An 18,510-nucleotide genomic window follows, 5' to 3' on the forward strand; every position below is an offset into this window, starting at 1 on the left:
GAAAACTAGAGGTGTAAATATGGCGGAATTGGTTTATAGTCCTAAAGACATTTTACAACAAGAATTCAAAACAAAGATGCGTGGCTATGATCCCATCGAAGTGGATGAATTCTTAGACAATATCATCAAAGATTATGAAACTTACAGCAAAAAACTCCTTGCTTTACAAGAAGAAAATGATAAATTAAGTGCCAAAGTAGCACAATTATCAAAAACACAAGGAGCAGCACAAACGCGTGTTCAACAAGTTGAAACACCGAAAAGTGCAGCAGTCACAAATTTCGATATCTTGAAACGTTTGTCAAATCTTGAACGTGAAGTATTTGGAAAAAAATTGGATCAACAATCATCAACAGTGAATGTTTCCCAACCTAACCCAAACAACTACACAAATGTAAGTGACGATGATAACGAAAAGACACGTCAATTCTAAGATTGATGATACATTGCGGTTTTTGGGTAATCGCGGTCTGACATGATCAGGCTGAGGAAAGTCCATGCTCGCACAGGCTGTGATGCCTGTAGTGTTCGTGCTTAGCGAAACAATAAGCTAAGGTACTCTATTAGAGTAACGGCAGGAAAACAAGCTAAGGTTTTTAACTATGCTTAAGTATCCTTGAAAGTGCCACAGTGACGAAGCGAATAGGGAAACTTATTCGGTGGAACGCGGTAAACCCCTCGAGCGAGCAACCCAAACAATGGTAGGGGCGCTTTTTGTTGGGAATTAAGAACGAGACAAAAAGGCAGGTTAACTGCAGATAGATGGTTACCACATTGCTTTTTCTCCCTGGAAAAGTAGTGTACAGAACATGGCTTACAGAAAACCGCAATATAACAGGGAATACCTTCCAACCATGTTGTGAAGGTTTTTTTTAACATTAGAGTGTCACCACTGATTTATACCATTCAATAAATGGCTTGTTTGTTCAGGAACACAAAAATGAACGAGTGAAGAATGGCAATTTAGAGACAAGTATGAAAAAAATACTGATTCATTTTTCGGTTTGATTTTACAAAAAGCTGGACGACCACGTTCAGCTTTTCTTATAAGGAGATAAGTATGGATACGACTAGAGAATTTAATCTTGTGGCAACGGCTGCAAGTGGGTTAGAAGCCCTTGTTGGAAAAGAACTACGTGACTTAGGCATTGATTGTCAAGTTGAAAATGGACGGGCACGTTTCAAAGGAACGATGGAAACGATCGCTACAGCAAATTTATGGTTACGAACAGCTGACAGGGTAAAGATCGTTGTTGGGGAATTTGATGCGTTTACCTTTGATGAACTATTTGAGAAAGTTAAAGCATTACCTTGGGAAGACTTTCTGCCTTTAGATGCTGAATTTCCGGTTGCAGGAAAATCAATCAAGTCTAAGCTTTATAGTACACCTGATTGTCAGGCGATCACTAAAAAAGCGATCGTTGAACGATTGCGTAAGTATTATCACCGTCCGGCATCTGTTCCATTAACGGAGACAGGCGCACATTTTCAATTAGAAGTCGCTTTACTAAAAGATCATGTCATGATCACACTAGACACAACTGGTCCTAGTTTGTTCAAACGGGGATATCGTTTGGAAAAAGGTGGCGCACCGTTGAAAGAAAACATGGCAGCCGCTTTAGTGATGTTGACAAATTGGCGAAAAGATCGTCCGTTTTATGATCCAGTGTGTGGTTCTGGTACGATCTGCATCGAAGCTGCCTTGATTGGACACAACATTGCACCAGGATTTAATCGTGAATTTGCTTGTGAATCATGGGATTGGTTTAGTAAAGATGTTATGGAAAATGTTCGAGCATTGGCAGAAGAGCAAGCAGATTATGATATTGAACTCGATATCACAGGTTCTGATATCAATGGGCGGATGATCGAAATTGCTAAAGCGAATGCGGAAGAAATTGGCTTAGGCTCTTCAATCACGTTTAAACAACAAGCAGTCAAAGATTTCAAAACGGATAAAGAATACGGCGTAATCGTCGCGAATCCGCCTTATGGAGAGCGTTTAGGTGAAGAAGAAACGGTTCGTCGCTTGTATGAAGAAATGGGCGATGTTTTCCGTCCATTAAAGACATGGAGTAAATACATTTTGACAAGTGATCTTACTTTTGAAGAGTATTATGGGCAAAAAGCTACTAAAAAACGTAAACTGTATAACGGAGCTTTACGGACTGATCTCTTCCAATACTGGGGAACGCGGCCACCAAGAAAAGACAAAACGATTTAAAATTATATGGGATGGATGGAGGAATAAATGATGAATGAAAAAGAATTTATGAAAGAACTAAAAGAAATCAATCTCTTGCAACAAACTTTGGGCATTTTAGATTGGGATATCCAAACGGGTATGCCAGAAAAAGCGAGTGAGGATCGTAGTGAAGTCAATAGTTATCTTTATAGTCTTTATTTCTCAAAGAAAATTGGACCTAAGATCAAAGAAGCCATCCAATATTTTTCTGAACATCCCAATGAATTATCTGAAACGGGAAAAATCGTGTTTGAGAAGGTCAAAGAAGACTATGAACTTGAATATAAAGTTCCTGAAGAATTGATGACTGCATTGACAGCAGCAACTTCTACCGCACAGGTGCAATGGCAGCAATCTCGTGAAACGAAAAATTTTGCGGATTTTCAAGAAGCATTGACTAAAAATATTGAGTTAACAAAACAGTTGATACCCTATTGGAAAAAAGACGAAGCAACTGATTATGATGTGTTACTCAACCAATATGAACCAGGGATGTCTGTTGAAATCTTAGATCGTGTTTTCCAACAAGTAAAAGAAGGGATCATGGAAATTAGAAAAACCTTAGCAGAAAAAGGGCATGAACCAGATACCTCTTTTCTTTCTCGAAAAATGACTAAAGCCCAACAAAAAAGGTTTGTCACAGGCGTGATTGAACAGTTAGGTTATGATTTCTCAAGAGGACGTTTAGATGACACAATCCATCCTTTTATGATCGGGATCAATCATAATGATGCACGTATTACGACTCGTTGGAATGAACATGACTTTAAAATGGCAGTCTTTGGCGTGATCCATGAAGCTGGTCATGGAATGTATGAGCAAGATATTGACGAAAAATTTGCTTATACTCCGATTTACCAAGGTACTTCGATGGGAATCCACGAATCTCAATCACTGTTCAATGAGATCATTATTGGTAGCAATCGAAGTTTCTGGGAAAAACAATATCCATTTTTCCAACAATGTGCAGAAGGAACATTCGATGATATTTCATTTACTGACTTTTATCGCTCGCTGAAACAAACCCAAGCAAGCTTGATTCGAATTGAAGCAGATAGTTTAACCTATCCATTGCATATCATTATTCGTTATGAAATTGAGAAAATGATTTTCAATGAAGGCGTGGACGTGGCTCAGTTACCAACTATTTGGAATCAAAAGTATGAAGAATATCTAGGAGTACGACCTGCGAATGATTTAGAAGGAATCTTGCAAGATGTCCACTGGTCAGGAGCTAGTTTTGGTTACTTCCCATCTTATGCTTTAGGATATATGTATGCTGCGCAACTGCTTCACGCATTAGAAAAAGAGCTTTCGATCGATGAAGTGTTAGCATCCGATGATTATCGACCAATCAAAGAATGGATGAAAGAAAAGATCCATCAATATGGTGCATCTAGAAAACCAACGCAATTGATTCAGGATGCAACCGGTGAGGTGCTAAATCCGCAGTATTTGATCGATTACATGAAAAAAATCTATTTTTCGGTCTATCAAGTAGCTGAATTCAGTAGCGAGAAAGAAGGAAAATAAATGGAGAAACTGCAGGAAATTGCTGATTACAGTTTCAAGCAATTAGCAATGGATCAAACTGGACACGGGATTGATCATACGGTAAGAGTCGTTAAATTAGCAGAGAAAATTTTAGCAACTGAACCGCAAGCTGATCCATTGATTACCCTTGCTTCTGCTTATTTGCATGATACGATCGATGATAAAGTAGTAGCCGATGAAACGAAAGCCAAAGCAGAGTTACATCAATTTTTGCAACGTTTAGAGCTATCAGATGCAACCATTGAATCAATCTTTTTGATTATTGAAAACCTGTCTTTTTCAAAAGGGTTGTCAGGTGAAGAAATGGCATTACCTATTGAAGGAAAAATTGTTCAAGATGCAGATCGTCTTGAAGCCTTAGGAGCAATTGGTATTTTGCGTACGGCTTATTTTGGTGGTGGACATGGCCATCCCATTTTTGATGAAAGTAGGCACCCAATCAATTATCAAAATAAAAAAGATTATCGCAAAGGGTCTACTGTGATCAATCATTTTTACGAAAAATTGTTCTTATTACCAGATAGGATGAACACCCCATATGGTATAAAGGAAGCAAAACGACGAGAAGCCTTTATGCGGGAATTTATTGATGAATTCTTCAATGAATGGTCAGTAGGAGACCCTGATTTTACTCCCGAAAGCTGGTTGGCAACAGGAGGTTGAGACAAAAGTGTTTAGCATCAAGAAATAAGAAGGAATTTCCGAAAATTGACAAGAAACACAAAAACTCGTTTTTGATGTTGATTGTTACCTACTTGGTGCTTCTCAAATTTTTGGTAAATTTCGGCAAATTTTCCGAAGATGCTACTTTTGTCTCACCGTGAACAAGAGGTCGTGAAAAGAGTGTTTTGACCTGAGCGCTCACCAAGTAAAAACTGCGACGAGTAATCGCAGGAGCATTAAGGATGGAAATCTCGAAACAGCTTCCCATGTTTTGAGATTTTTTGACTTATCGCCGAAGGTCAGCTCTTTGAACACCGTTTATTCGATTTTAGATAGACCAGAAGAGACTGAGGCAAGGTTTGTCTCAGTCTCTTCTTGTGGTCATGAGTAGTAACTGATGACCATAAGGAACGTTTTTTGTGTTGGGAGAAAGACTTCTTAAAATAGCTACAGGTAAGCGCCTTGGACCAAGTAATATATAGCTAGAGAAGCAAACATTAAAAGAATCTAATATACAAATAGAATATTCGTTTTTTTATTTCATAACAAAAAACAAGGCTAACTAATGGCGGAAAATTCAGAATATATGGAATATTTATTGGAAAGTTGATTAAGTTAAGGGTTGATATCATCTAGATGTGATCCTCTTAAAAATAATGCTAGTTACTAAAATAAGTAAAAAAATATTTCGTTAGTGGAGTACCGATTGTTTTGTTATGTAAGAAAATACTCAGTTAAATAACTCTCATAATTTGTGTAAGCGCTATCAGAAAAGGTATACTTATAAACAGGAATGAAAGGCTGCATATTCGTTCCTCAACCTTGAAGGTTAGAAAAATGGGGGTGGAGACATGTCTTCTGAAGTATTGTCAACTTATTTAGAACAGGAACTGGCTTTATTGAAGGAAAAGGGACTATACAACACGATTGATATCCTTGAAGGTGCAAATGGTGCGATCATTGAGGTAGCAGGGAAAAATTTGATCAATCTAGCATCGAATAATTATTTGGGGTTTGCTGATCGAGTGGAGCTGAAACAAGCGTGTATCGACGCAACGAATCGCTATGGTGTCGGCGCAGGTGCTGTCCGAACAATTAATGGCACATTACGTATCCATCAAGAATTAGAGAATAAAATTGCAGAATTTAAAGGTACAGAAGCAGCGATTGCTTTTCAATCAGGCTTCAATTGTAATATGGGAGCTATTTCAGCCATTATGACTAAGGAGGATGCGATCTTATCAGATGAATTGAATCATGCTTCGATCATCGATGGATGTCGCCTCTCTGGTGCCAAAATCATTCGTGTTAAGCATCAAGATATGAACGATCTAGAAGAAAAAGCAAAAGAAGCGGTAAATAGTGGGAAATATAACAAAATCATGTATATCACAGACGGTGTTTTTTCAATGGATGGCGATGTAGCTAATTTACCCGATATGATCCCAATTGCCGAAAAATACGGGTTGATTACTTATGTGGATGATGCCCATGGTTCTGGAGTGATGGAAAAAGGAGCCGGCACAGTGAAGCATTTTGGTCTCCAACAGAAAATTGACATGCAAATGGGTACATTGTCTAAAGCAATCGGTGTCGTTGGTGGCTATGTCGCAGGATCTAAATCGTTGATCGACTGGTTAAAATCACGAGGACGTCCTTTCTTGTTTTCAACATCACTTACACCAGGTGCTGCTGGCGCTGCTCTAGCATCGATTCAACTGATGCAAGATCATCCAGAATTAGTCGAAAAAGTTTGGGAAAATGCCATTTATTTCAAAGAAGAACTGAAAAAAATCGGGTATGACATCGGCGTGTCGGAAACACCAATCACTCCAGTGATACTTGGCGATGAGAGTCTAACACAACAATTTTCTAAAAAGTTGATTGAAAATGGACTATATGTGAAACCAATCGTTTATCCAACCGTACCATTGGGAACAGGTCGTGTTCGTAATATGCCAACTGCAGCTCATACCAAAGAAATGCTCGATCATGCTGTAGCGATTTACCAAAAAGTCGGAAATGAAATGGGCATCATTTGATTTAAGAGAAACGATCTCGCCTGAAATCTAAGTGAAAGAAGATCATAGGATAGGGCATTTCGGTTGTGTTTCTGTGAAAATCGAAGAATCACCTTTTTTATATTTTGCTCGTTAATGGAATGTAGGTAGCATTTATTTTTAATAGATAGTGAAAATGAACTAAAAAGGAGTGTTTGTATGAAAAAAGTATTAGTTACTGGCTGCCTTGGGCAAATCGGATCGGAATTAGTTTTACGTTTAAGGGAAGATTTGGGTAATGAAAATGTTGTCGCAACGGATATTCGTATGCCTGAAAAGCTAGAAGATGGTGAACTATTTGAAATTTTAGACGTCATGGATTACGAAAAAATGCGAGCGTTAGTCGAAAAATATCAAGTAGATACTTTGATTCATTTAGCAGCGCTTTTATCAGCTGTCGCTGAAGCAAAACCAAAGTTCGCTTGGGACCTCAATATGGTTGGGTTAGTCAATGCGCTGGAAGTCGCAAGAGAATTTAAGTTAAAATTCTTCACGCCAAGTTCAATCGGCGCTTTTGGACCTAATACACCAAAAGATGAGACTCCTCAAGATACACTCCAACGACCAACAACAATGTATGGCGTGACAAAAGTCGCAGGCGAGCTTTTGTGTGATTACTATTATACAAAGTATGGCGTAGATACACGAGGTGTACGCTTCCCAGGATTGATTTCTTATAAAACTTTACCTGGTGGTGGGACAACGGACTATGCAGTGGATATTTATTATTCAGCTATCAAAGAAGGGAAATACACGTGCTTTATTGATCGTGGTACAGCTATGGACATGATGTACATGCCAGATGCCATTGAGGCGATTGTTCAGTTGATGAATGCTGATCCTAAAAATTTAGTTCATCGCAATGCATTCAATATCTCTGCGATGTCTTTTGAACCAGAAGAAATCAAAGCGTCAATCAAAAAAGTGTTTCCTGATTTTGAAATGGACTATGCAGTTGATCCAGTGCGACAATCGATCGCAGACTCTTGGCCAAATTCATTAGATATTAGTTGTGCGCAAAAAGAGTGGGGCTTTCAACCACGTTACGACCTAGATAAAATGACTCAAGATATGTTGACCAAGTTGCAAGAGAAATTGACAGCAACAGTCTAATTACTATAGTTTATCGTAAACTTCCGATCGAGTGGTGGGGAGTTTACGATAAAGGGAGGATAAGCGATGGAACGTAACCAAGTATCGGCTGAAAAAAACAAAGTCGAACTAAAGCGAACGATGGGCTTTTTTACTGCTTTATCGACTGTGATGGGAACAGTGATTGGAGCGGGAGTATTCTTTAAAGCAGCGAGTGTCGCAGAAGTTACAGGATCAGTTAGTTTACATATGCTTTCTTGGTTTTTGGGAGGGATCATCTCCGTCTGTGCAGGTTTAACTGGTGCAGAACTTGCCGCAGCGATCCCCGAAACAGGTGGTATGGTCAAATATATCGAACGAACCTATGGTCAGACTGCTGCTTTTTTGTTAGGTTGGGCACAAGTTGTGATTTACTTTCCTGCAAATGTAGCGGCACTATCAATCATCTTTGGGACACAATTTGTGAACTTATTTGCCTTAGAACAGCAATGGATTGTCCCCATCGCTATTATAGCCGCTGTGACGATCATGCTGATCAATTTTTTAGGATCAAAAGTTGGTGGAACTTTTCAATCCATTACCTTAATCTGTAAATTGATCCCACTGGCAGTCATCGTCTTGTTTGGCTTATTTCGCAGCGGTGGAGTAGAGTTTCAGCTGTTTCCCATAGAATCAGGAAAAGATCTGCCATTGTTTTCAGCATTAGGTGCGGGCTTGTTAGCGACAATGTTTGCTTATGATGGTTGGATTCACGTTGGAAACATTGCAGGAGAATTAAAAAAACCGGCAAAAGATTTACCGAAAGCCATTTCTATAGGAATCATCGGGATTATGGTTGTTTATTTATTCGTTAATACTGTCTTTTTAAAAACAGCTTCGATTGGAGGAATCAGTGGCAACAGTAATGCTGCTAGCGAAGTGGCTACCATGATTTTTGGTGGCGTAGGTGGGAAACTTGTAACTGTCGGGATTTTGATTTCAGTCTATGGAACAATCAATGGCTATACACTTACTGGGATGCGCCTGCCCTATGTGATGGCCCAAGAAAAACGGTTACCTTTCAGTCACCACTTAGGAAAATTGAACGATCGAACGAAGATTCCAGTGGTTGCTGGTGTTTTGGAACTAGTGATTGCGATCGGTATGATGATGGTCGGTGGATTTGATATGCTGACGGATATGCTTGTTTTTGTGATTTGGATTTTTTATACGATGGTATTTGTAGGTGTAATTATATTGAGAAAAACAGCTCCAAAACTTGAAAGGCCTTATAAAGTTCCGCTATACCCAATCATTCCGCTAATCGCCATTCTTGGTGGTGCTTTTATCGTGGTTAGTACGTTACTGACACAAACACTTTTAGCATTTAGCGGAATCGCTTTGACATTAGTCGGAATCCCTGTTTATTTATATTTGAAAAATAAATATCCTGTAGTTTAACATATAAATGATAGTTAAACGTGCATTCTGTTGTAGCGTGTCAAGTTAAGCAATGCTAACTTTACCAACCAGCTACAAGAGAATGCACGTTTTTATCCTGTTTTTTTTCTTAACTGTTTTAGTCGGCGCCAAGCACGAAAAAGGTTTAATAAGACGAGAAAACCAGCAACAGTAATGGGAATCCAAATCAAGTAGATCGGATAACCTAATTGATCTGATAAAGATCGAGAGGAAGCTTGCTCCATTTCAAGTAGTGCTTGTTGCCATGTCTGTAAGTTAAACACGAGCATGAAACTAGCAATAATTAACAAGATAAATCCAAGATAGCGGATGGTCGTTTTTTTACGTATATACGCAAAAATGAGATAGAGAATCAATAAAAAAGCGGGTACGCCAAACACAAAATAAATATTAAGCACGCTAATCGCCTCCTTTTGTTAATGATACTTCAATTAATATAAATTTAAAAATAATTACCCCATAACTTGCATAGTTTACAAGAGTACTGATAAGATGAAACCGTTAGTTAAGATGAAAAAGGGGGATGTTTATGGCTAGTTATATTGAACCGATTCGCTTTGCACTTATTGTTTTTCCATTTTTGGCATTAGCGATTTCTTCGGTTTTTTTCATTTATGAATATCGAAAGTATGGAACGTTTATTTTTTCGAGAGCGGTTATCTTATATTCGTTTGTTTTTTATTTGTTATGTGCTTATTTTTTGATCATTTTACCGTTACCTTCAAAGGAAGCCGTTGCTCAAATGACCGGACCTAAAATGGAATTACATTTATTTGCATCATGGGTCCATTTCCGAGAGAATACCGTCTTGGTTTTATCTGATCCAAGTACGTATTTACCAGCGATGCGACAAAGCGTTTTTTTAGAACCGGTATTTAATGTTTTGCTTTTATTACCTTTTGGGATCTATTTAAGATATTATTTTCGATTATCTTTTGTGAAAACCATCATTGCAAGTTTTTGTCTTTCCTTATTTTTTGAATTGACACAGTTAAGTGGGTTGTATTTTATTTATCCTCGACCTTATCGGCTATTTGATGTCAATGACTTATTGACGAATACGATCGGAGGAACGTTAGGGTACATTATGACACCAATCTTTACCTTCATGTTGCCTACGAGAGCAAGAATGGATGAAGTGTCATACGAAAAAGGGAAAACAGTTTCTCTAACGAGACGATTAGTTGCCTATCTCATTGATTGGGCTTTCTTATCGGTTTTATCCGTGCTGATTGCTGTGACTCTTCAATTGTCTTTGAAAATAGGTGATATCACTTCAAGTAGTTGGTGGGTATTTTTAGAAGTCTTGCTTTATTTCATGGTCATACCATATGTAACAAACGGTCTCACTTTAGGTAAAAAAATCGTACGCATTCGTGTGGTTTCAGATAACGGAAAACGACTTTCTTTTAAAGCACTGTTTATCCGTTATGGGTATCTTTACTTTTTATTTTATGGGTTAGCTTGGCTTAGTCAGACGATCCAACATATCACTGACCATACGACAGGTGTATTACAGGTAAGCGGGATTTTTATTGTGTTGGGTGTTGCATTTGCACAGTTTATCTTCATGCTGAATCTTTTCTTGTCATTCCTTCGTAAGAAAAGAGTGCTGTTCTATGAAAAAGCCAGTCAAACACATACGATTAGTACCATTCAATCAAAAGGGAACTAGCGGATCGTGAGCGACTTTGAAAAGGATCAAGCAAATTGCTTGAGGATGTGGTATAATGCGAAAGTCGTGTAAAAAAGAAAGAGAAGAGGTGCTTACTTAAATGAGTAATTTTGAACAATTTCATTTTAACCCATATATAAATGAGGCGTTAGCAGAAAAAGGTTTTGCTCAACCAACTGAAGTACAAGAGCGTTTGATTCCTTTGATCGCTAAAGGAAAAAATATCATTGGTCAATCACAAACTGGTTCGGGCAAAACGCATACATTTTTATTGCCTTTATTTCAAAAAATCAATGCGGAAAAAGCCGAAGTACAAGTAGTAATCACTGCACCAAGTCGTGAACTAGCTACTCAAATTTATGATGCTGCTAGTCAGATCGCTAAATTTTCCGATCCAGAGATCCGAGTGACGAATTTTGTAGGTGGAACGGATAAGCAACGCCAATTGAGCCGCTTGAAACATCAACAACCACAGATCGTAGTGGGAACGCCAGGTAGAATCTTGGATATGATGAATGAACAAGCATTAAAAATCCATACAGCATTTGCATTTGTTGTAGATGAAGCAGATATGACACTGGACATGGGCTTCTTGAATGAAGTGGATCAAATTGCTAGTCGCTTGCCTGAAAAACTGCAATTTTTAGTTTTCTCAGCGACGATTCCTGAAAAATTACGACCATTTTTACGTAAATACATGGAAAATCCAATCATTGAAGAAATCAAACCGAAAGCAGTTATTTCAGAAGATATCGAGAATTGGCTGATCTCTACTAAAGGGAAAGATAAAAATCGAATGATCTACCAATTGTTAACAATTGGTCATCCTTACCTTGCAATTGTCTTTGCAAATACGAAACAACACGTGGATGAAATTGCTGATTATTTGAAAAATCAAGGCTTAAAAGTAGCCAAAATCCATGGAGATATCACTCCAAGAGAACGAAAACGAGTGATGCGCCAAGTTCAAAACTTAGAATATCAATACGTGGTTGCGACAGATCTAGCGGCACGTGGCATCGATATTGAAGGGGTTTCTCATGTGATCAATGCAGAAATTCCTGAAGACCTTGACTTCTTTATCCATCGAGTAGGTCGGACTGGACGTAATGGTTTAAAAGGAACTGCGATCACTTTGTACTCACCAAGTGATGAACAAACGATTGACAGTATTGAAAAAATTGGTGTCACATTTGAACCGATGGAAATCAAAAATGATGAAATCATCAAGACTTATGACCGCAATCGTCGGACGAAACGGGAAAAATCCAAAGATACACTGGATCCTACATTGATCGGCTTAGTGAAAAAGAAAAAGAAAAAAATCAAACCTGGATATAAAAAGAAAATCGATTGGGCAATTGCTGAAAAGAACAAAAAAGACCGTAAAATCGAACGCAGACAACAAACTAGAACTGCAAGAAAAAATAAGAAAAACTCCAATAAGTAAGTCAATGACCAGACCCTTTAAAAGAGACGTCATGACTTCACGCTCAAAGACCAAAGGATTGCATGTCTTCTGCATTCCTTTGGTATGTTTTTAAGTGTTCATTTAGCAGATAATCTAGTGATAATAGATCTTAAATCAATTCTTTTTGCATCCCTACGCAGGTAATCCCATCCTCGATAAAAGGATCTGTACAAGTCTCGTAACCTTGTTGCTGATAGAAACTAAGGGCAGTCATTTCTGCTACTAGGTAACTTGACAGCAAGCCTTCTTTTTTTGCTTTCTGTTCAGCTAAGGACAACAGCTGACGACCGAAACCTTGTTGGCGATAATTTTTGGCGACGCAAAAACGATCGGGGTTAAGACAAGTGGACGATTTTTTTTGATAACGTAATGTTGCAATTGGAACATTGTTTTCCATTAACAGAAAGTAGTTATCAGAATTGTCCGTTTCGTCAAATTCTAATTCTGGCAAAATGCCTTGTTCCAGAACAAATACCTGATAACGAAGATAAAAACTCGCCCCTCTGATCCAGGACTTGTTTCCAAAATAAACTTGCATCATCGATTCTCCTTTTGATTAATAGGCGTAATTCAAGCTTAACAAAAAATATTCTAGAAAGAAATAAGAGTTGAAGGAAAAGAGCGGTTGACAGAATAAAATAGAATACGTATACTTGTAAAGTACGAAAAGGACATGGTTTGTTTAAGTCTGACTTACAGAAAATTCTTTCCAGGCTGAAAAAAGAATAGTCAAAAAAACAAATTGCTCCCTTTTTTATTGATAGAAATATCAACGCTACTCAGCGTTATCGAGTTCAAGAGGTAATGATCGAACATCATTGCAACCAAGGTGGTACCGCGAGTTTTCGTCCTTGGCTGTGAGGGTGTTTTTTTGTCGTTTAAAATAAAGAAAGAAGGTAATAAAATGAAACAATTAAGTAGTGCACAAGTTCGACAAATGTTTTTAGATTTCTTCCAATCAAAAGGACACACAATTGAACCTAGCGCATCATTAATTCCGGTCAACGATCCAACGCTTTTATGGATCAACTCAGGGGTTGCTACGTTAAAAAAATATTTTGACGGCTCTGTCGTACCAGAAAATCCACGCATCACAAACGCTCAAAAATCAATTCGTACGAATGACATTGAAAATGTAGGGAAGACAGCACGGCACCACACAATGTTTGAAATGCTTGGGAATTTTTCTATTGGTGATTATTTCAAAAATGAAGCAATCCATTGGGCATGGGAATTTTTAACAAGTCCTGAATGGATGGCATTTGATCCGGAAAAATTATATGTTACCGTTTATCCAAAAGACACAGAAGCAAAACGAATCTGGCATGAAGAAGTCGGCTTACCACTTGATCACATTGTAGATGTTGAAGATAATTTCTGGGATATTGGTGCGGGTCCTTGTGGTCCTGATACAGAAATCTTCTATGATCGAGGCGAAGCATACAATGATGTCGCAGAAGATGATCCAGAAAACTACCCTGGTGGAGAAAACGAACGCTATTTAGAAATTTGGAATCTAGTATTTTCTGAGTTCAACCATAAACCAGATCATACATTTGAACCTTTACCACATAAAAACATTGATACGGGCATGGGGCTGGAACGGATGGTTTCGATCGTTCAAGACGCACCAACAAACTTTGAAACAGACTTGTTCTTACCGATCATTCATGCGGTAGAAAAACTAAGTAACCAAGTAAAATATGGTGAAAACCCGACAACCGACATTTCTTATAAAGTAATTGCGGATCATATCCGAGCATTATCTTTTGCGATTGGAGATGGGGCGCTTCCTTCAAATGAAGGTCGTGGCTATGTTCTTCGTCGTTTATTACGCCGAGCAGTGATGCACGGGAAAAAATTAGGGATCGAAAAAGCTTTCTTATATGATCTTGTTCCAGTAGTTGGCGAAATCATGGTTAGCTATTATCCGGAAGTCCTTCAACAAAAAGAATTTATTGAAAAAGTAGTTCGTACCGAAGAAGAACGTTTCAATGAAACGATCAACGAAGGTCTTGAAATCTTGAATCAAGTGATCGCTGAAGTCAAAAAAGCAAATGGAACAACACTTGCTGGAAAAGATATCTTCAAATTATATGATACTTACGGTTTCCCAGTGGAGTTGACCGAAGAAGTGGCAGAAGATGAAGGCTTGAAAGTCGATCATGAAGGCTTTGAAAAAGAAATGGAAGCACAAAGACAACGTGCGCGTGCTGCTCGTAGTACAGAAAAATCAATGGGAGTCCAATCTGCCCTATTAACAGATATCAAAGTGGATAGTAAATTTATTGGCTATGATCAAGTTGAATCAGACAGCAAACTATTGGTGATTATCAAAGATGAAGAACTAGTGAGTGAATTGTCTGCTGGACAAGGTCAATTGATTTTTGATCAAACACCGTTTTATGCAGAAATGGGTGGACAAGTGGCTGATCAAGGTTGGATCATCAATGCCTCTGGAGAAACGGTTGCGACAGTTGTTGACGTTCAAAAAGCACCGAATGGACAATTTATGCATACCGTAGAAGTGCTATCAACATTGACTGAAGGCGAAGTTTACCACTTATTGATCGATGTACCGATGAGAAATCGCATCATTAAGAACCATACAGCGACTCACTTATTGCATAAAGCTTTAAAAGAAGTTTTAGGGGAACATGCAAACCAAGCTGGTTCTTTAGTTGCTCCTGGACATTTACGCTTTGACTTTACTCATTATGGACAAATCACAGCAGATGAATTAGTAAAAATGGAACGAATCGTTAATGAGAAGATATGGGAAGCAATCCCAGTAGAAACCATTGAAACAGATATCGATACCGCTAAGAATATGGGGGCTATGGCTTTATTTGGTGAAAAATATGGTCAAGAAGTCCGTGTAGTGAACATTGGTGGATGGTCTATCGAACTTTGTGGTGGAACCCATGTAACAAATACTGAAAATATTGGGATCTTTAAAATCGTTTCTGAATCAGGAATCGGTGCCGGTGTTCGTCGGATCGAAGCTGTAACAAGTAAAGAAGCTTATGAGTTATTGGAAGCGGAAGAAAAACAATTAAAAGAAGTTGCCACAATTGTCAAATCACCTCAATTAAAAGAGGTTGTATCAAAAACGGAACAATTACAACAACAATTAAAAGAACTACAAAAAGAAAATGAACAATTAGCAAGTAAACTAGCGAACCAACAAGCAGGCGATGTCTTTAAAAATGTGGAAACAGTTAGTGGTCATTCAATGATTACTGCACAAGTAAAAGTAAAAGATATGAACCAATTACGTCAATTAGCAGACCAATGGAAACAAAAAAACATTTCCGATATTCTTGTTTTGGCAAATGAACAAGACGGAAAAGTTAGTTTGTTAGTCGCTATGACGAAAGAAGCAAATGATGCTGGGCTAAAAGCTGGTGACTTGATCAAAGCAATCGCACCAAAAGTTGGTGGTGGCGGTGGTGGTCGCCCTGATATGGCGCAAGCAGGTGGGAAAAACCCTGCTGGTATCCCAGATGCTTTATCAGAAGCTAAAACATGGTTGTCTAATCAATAATCAACTTTAAATACTTTTCCAAATAAAATGGGAAAGCGTCGAATAGCTCAGATGATAATAACCTCCTTTTGAAACGGTATTTTATGTTTGGGAGAGAAAAAACTTATTTCAAGGAGCGAATGCTTGACCTTGTTTTAGCAAATAATGGGGAATAGGATGCTTTCATTGAAGCGAGTAAGCGGTCATTTTTTAAACAGCTTTTCATAGTTTAAACACTGATCGCTTATCGCTTAAGGAAGCACCGATAATACTATGTATTTTCATACATGCTAAAGGGCTCAAGAACGACCTTTTTTGTTCAAGGAGTATTGAATCCTCCTATTTGTTAAAGAAAAGTTCTACCGAATTTGTTTGAAACGGAAATCCCGTTGACAAATTCGGTTTATTTTATGAGAACTGAATGCAACCAATCAGCATTTTCTTTGAGAGTAATTAATTGACAAAAAAGCAAAACCTTTTACGATTAGAATAAAAAGGAGGGGGTAAAATTGAATAGTAAAAATAAAACTTTTCGTCTAGTTTTACGAGCGATTTTATTAGCAATCATTATCGTTCAAGCAATGGTTCCATGGTTAGGGTTTATTCCTTTAGGATTTATTAGTTTGACGATTATTCACATAACAGTTATCGTTGCTGCGGTTGTATTAGGACCGAAAGACGGCATGGTCATTGGTTTGTTTTGGGGGATCGCCACGATCATTCGTGCTTACGCCATGCCTACGACCCCATTTGATACCCTCGTCTTTACCAATCCGATCATTTCAGTTGTTCCTAGAGTGTTAGTTGGCTTAGTTGCAGGAATCATTTTTCACTGGATTTATCAACGTTATCATTCTGTAGTCGTTGGTTCGGTTTTAGCAGGAGTATTTGGCTCACTCGTGAATACACTTTTAGTTCTAGGGTTTATGGGACTGTTTTATACTGGGGCAACTGCTGATGCGTATGGCGTAGATGCGGATCTATTATTTAAAACTTTGGCAGGAGTTGCCGCAATCAATGGGATTCCGGAAGCGATAGGTGCCGGAATCATTACGCCACTGATTGCTAAAGCGCTGTTTGCTGCAACGCCACTTAAACCAGAATAAAGAATAAAGGAAGCGAAAAAGTGTCAAAAGAACAAAAAATGATTAGTGGGCAAGAACGTACCAAAAAAGGTATTATAGCTGGAATCTTAGGTCTTATCTCAAATATGTTATTGTTTGTTGCGAAGTTTATGATCGGCCTTTTTTCTGGCAGTGTTTCGATCATGGCGGATGCTATCAATAGTTTATCCGATACAGCTTCATCCATTTTGACGCTTGTTGGGTTTAAGATTGCTGCAAAACCCGCAGACCAAGAACATCCATTTGGACATGAACGATTTGAATATATCAGTGGCTTATTTGTTTCAATCATCATTACGTATGTAGGGTTTCAATTTTTGGACGCTTCTATACGGAAAATTTTTCGGCCGGAACATTTAGTCCTGACACCGATCGTGTTTCTTGTCCTGATATTTTCGATTCTGTTAAAACTTTTACAAGGACGAATGTACACTAGATTTTCAAAAACAATTCAGTCAGAAGCACTAAAAGCGACAGCCAAAGATAGTTACAATGATGTATTCACGACGTTAGCTGTTTTAGTATCTGCAGGTATCGAAAGATTCACTGGCTGGCGTATTGATGGCTATGTTGGTTTTGTCTTAGCCGGGTACATTATTTTTAGTGGGATCATGATGTTACGTGATTTTGTCTATGAATTACTAGGTAGCCGTCCAACAGCTGAAGAAATCAAAACAATGGAAAAACAATTAAGTTCTTATAAATCGAGTTTAGGTTTTCATGATCTGTTGGTTCATAATTATGGACCAAATAAAAAGTTTGCTTCTGTTCATATTGAAGTTGATGACAGTTTAAACTTGAATGAAGCACATAAAATCATTGATATTATCGAAAAAGACTTTAAAAAGACTTTGGATGTAGATTTAGTTTGTCATCTAGATCCGGTAGCAATCCATAATGAACAATACCGTGAAATATTGAAACAATTGAGACAAATTATCAAAGAGTTGGGGGAAGAGTTGAGGTTGCACGATTTACGGATCATACGTAAAGGGAAAGAGTTGCAATTCGATATTGTAGTTCCTCAGAATTTCAAGTTACCAGATGATGTTTTAGAAGAAAAGATTCGTCAAGCTATTGAGAAAAAGGTTGGTTCTTTTGAACTCGATATTACTTTTGATCACAATTATCTTCTCTATTAAATCAGAAACTTTAAAAAGACTTTTTAGTAAGTAGCTAAAAAGTCTTTTTTTTATGGATTTAATTGTTTTTGAAGCGCTTGGCGTGCCAGATTATCCGCCCCTTTATTCTTACTCTCGGGAATCCATTGTAAGATGAGTAAATGGAACTGAGCGAGTAATTGTTGGATCTCATATAGAAGGGAAGAGAAACTTTCGTTGTTCGTGTGGTTTTTGTCGATTGTAGAAACAAGTACTTTGCTATCGGAATAACAGAGAATTGTTTCATTGACCCAGCCTTTTTCCTTTAAAATTTCTAAAGTTTTTAAAAAGACTTCGAATTCAGCTTGATGATTGGAGCCATCCGAAAGTGGGACGGTAAGCTGTTCTTGTTTATTTTCATGGATAATTAAAATGCCTCCACCACTAGGTCCTGGATTGCCTTTTGTGGAAGCATCAATGTATACTTTGATCATAATAAGGAAGCTCTCCTTTTTATAAAAATAGTGTTATGCTATAAT

15 protein-coding genes and 1 other RNA gene are annotated in these 18,510 nt (G+C 38.0%); 13 read left to right on the forward strand and 3 right to left on the reverse strand.

What is annotated here, in order from left to right:
* The first annotated feature begins 19 nt into the window (after window positions 1–19).
* From gpsB to IGJ11_RS06130, 8 genes are all read left to right on the forward strand, one after another.
* A complete protein-coding gene (gene gpsB / locus IGJ11_RS06095) occupies window positions 20–433 on the forward strand; it encodes a cell division regulator GpsB (RefSeq protein WP_207432254.1) in 414 nt (137 codons plus the stop codon).
* A gap of 18 nt (window positions 434–451) precedes the next feature.
* An RNA gene (gene rnpB, locus IGJ11_RS06100) (RNase P RNA component class B) lies at window positions 452–822 on the forward strand.
* Window positions 823–1,060: 238 nt separating this feature from the next.
* Complete coding sequence (locus tag IGJ11_RS06105; RefSeq protein ID WP_010737516.1) at window positions 1,061–2,224, forward strand: THUMP domain-containing class I SAM-dependent RNA methyltransferase; 1,164 nt, start codon at window positions 1,061–1,063, stop codon at window positions 2,222–2,224.
* A 30-nt stretch (window positions 2,225–2,254) separates the two neighbouring features.
* Window positions 2,255–3,778: a carboxypeptidase M32 gene (locus IGJ11_RS06110; protein WP_207432252.1), complete on the forward strand. Its 1,524-nt coding sequence runs from the start codon at window positions 2,255–2,257 to the stop codon at window positions 3,776–3,778.
* Window positions 3,779–4,462, forward strand: coding sequence for an HD domain-containing protein (locus tag IGJ11_RS06115; protein WP_063627068.1), 684 nt, complete (start codon window positions 3,779–3,781; stop codon window positions 4,460–4,462).
* A gap of 851 nt (window positions 4,463–5,313) precedes the next feature.
* Window positions 5,314–6,504: a glycine C-acetyltransferase gene (locus tag IGJ11_RS06120; RefSeq protein ID WP_207432250.1), complete on the forward strand. Its 1,191-nt coding sequence runs from the start codon at window positions 5,314–5,316 to the stop codon at window positions 6,502–6,504.
* 177 nt (window positions 6,505–6,681) lie between these two features.
* A complete protein-coding gene (locus IGJ11_RS06125) occupies window positions 6,682–7,635 on the forward strand; it encodes an L-threonine 3-dehydrogenase (protein WP_034697831.1) in 954 nt (317 codons plus the stop codon).
* A gap of 66 nt (window positions 7,636–7,701) precedes the next feature.
* Complete coding sequence (locus IGJ11_RS06130) at window positions 7,702–9,054, forward strand: APC family permease (RefSeq protein WP_207432248.1); 1,353 nt, start codon at window positions 7,702–7,704, stop codon at window positions 9,052–9,054.
* A gap of 92 nt (window positions 9,055–9,146) precedes the next feature.
* Here IGJ11_RS06130 and IGJ11_RS06135 read toward each other — a convergent pair whose 3' ends face one another.
* Entirely contained in the window at window positions 9,147–9,473 is a 327-nt protein-coding gene (locus IGJ11_RS06135; protein ID WP_010719236.1) for a hypothetical protein, read from the reverse strand.
* A 131-nt stretch (window positions 9,474–9,604) separates the two neighbouring features.
* Between IGJ11_RS06135 and IGJ11_RS06140 the strand changes: the two genes are divergently transcribed.
* Together IGJ11_RS06140 and IGJ11_RS06145 are read left to right on the forward strand one after the other, a co-directional pair.
* The gene (locus IGJ11_RS06140) at window positions 9,605–10,750 is read left to right on the forward strand and encodes a VanZ family protein (protein WP_034697840.1); all 1,146 of its coding nucleotides are present in this window, start codon (window positions 9,605–9,607) and stop codon (window positions 10,748–10,750) included.
* Between the two features lie 100 nt (window positions 10,751–10,850).
* Window positions 10,851–12,200, forward strand: a complete 1,350-nt coding sequence (locus IGJ11_RS06145) for a DEAD/DEAH box helicase (RefSeq protein WP_207432247.1) — start codon at window positions 10,851–10,853, stop codon at window positions 12,198–12,200.
* Between the two features lie 130 nt (window positions 12,201–12,330).
* Here the strand turns inward: IGJ11_RS06145 and IGJ11_RS06150 are convergent, their stop codons facing one another.
* Window positions 12,331–12,759: a GNAT family N-acetyltransferase gene (locus IGJ11_RS06150; protein ID WP_423220911.1), complete on the reverse strand. Its 429-nt coding sequence runs from the start codon at window positions 12,757–12,759 to the stop codon at window positions 12,331–12,333.
* Window positions 12,760–13,125: 366 nt separating this feature from the next.
* Here IGJ11_RS06150 and alaS point away from each other — a divergent pair, with 366 nt between their 5' ends.
* The 3 genes from alaS to IGJ11_RS06165 all read left to right on the forward strand — a co-directional run bounded on the left by alaS (window position 13,126) and on the right by IGJ11_RS06165 (window position 18,013).
* On the forward strand, window positions 13,126–15,768 hold the full coding sequence (gene alaS, locus IGJ11_RS06155) for an alanine--tRNA ligase (RefSeq protein ID WP_207432243.1): 2,643 nt from the start codon (window positions 13,126–13,128) through the stop codon (window positions 15,766–15,768).
* 488 nt (window positions 15,769–16,256) lie between these two features.
* A complete protein-coding gene (locus IGJ11_RS06160) occupies window positions 16,257–16,853 on the forward strand; it encodes an ECF transporter S component (RefSeq protein WP_010737525.1) in 597 nt (198 codons plus the stop codon).
* A 38-nt stretch (window positions 16,854–16,891) separates the two neighbouring features.
* Complete coding sequence (locus tag IGJ11_RS06165) at window positions 16,892–18,013, forward strand: cation diffusion facilitator family transporter (protein WP_251849779.1); 1,122 nt, start codon at window positions 16,892–16,894, stop codon at window positions 18,011–18,013.
* Window positions 18,014–18,063: 50 nt separating this feature from the next.
* On the opposite strand, the gene IGJ11_RS06170 is transcribed toward IGJ11_RS06165, so the two are convergent.
* On the reverse strand, window positions 18,064–18,465 hold the full coding sequence (locus tag IGJ11_RS06170) for a ribonuclease HI family protein (protein WP_010719229.1): 402 nt from the start codon (window positions 18,463–18,465) through the stop codon (window positions 18,064–18,066).
* Window positions 18,466–18,510: the final 45 nt, after the last annotated feature.

The organism is Enterococcus sp. DIV0691, from assembly GCF_051711145.1.
Taxonomy (GTDB): Bacteria; Bacillota; Bacilli; order Lactobacillales; family Enterococcaceae; genus Enterococcus_B; species Enterococcus_B hirae.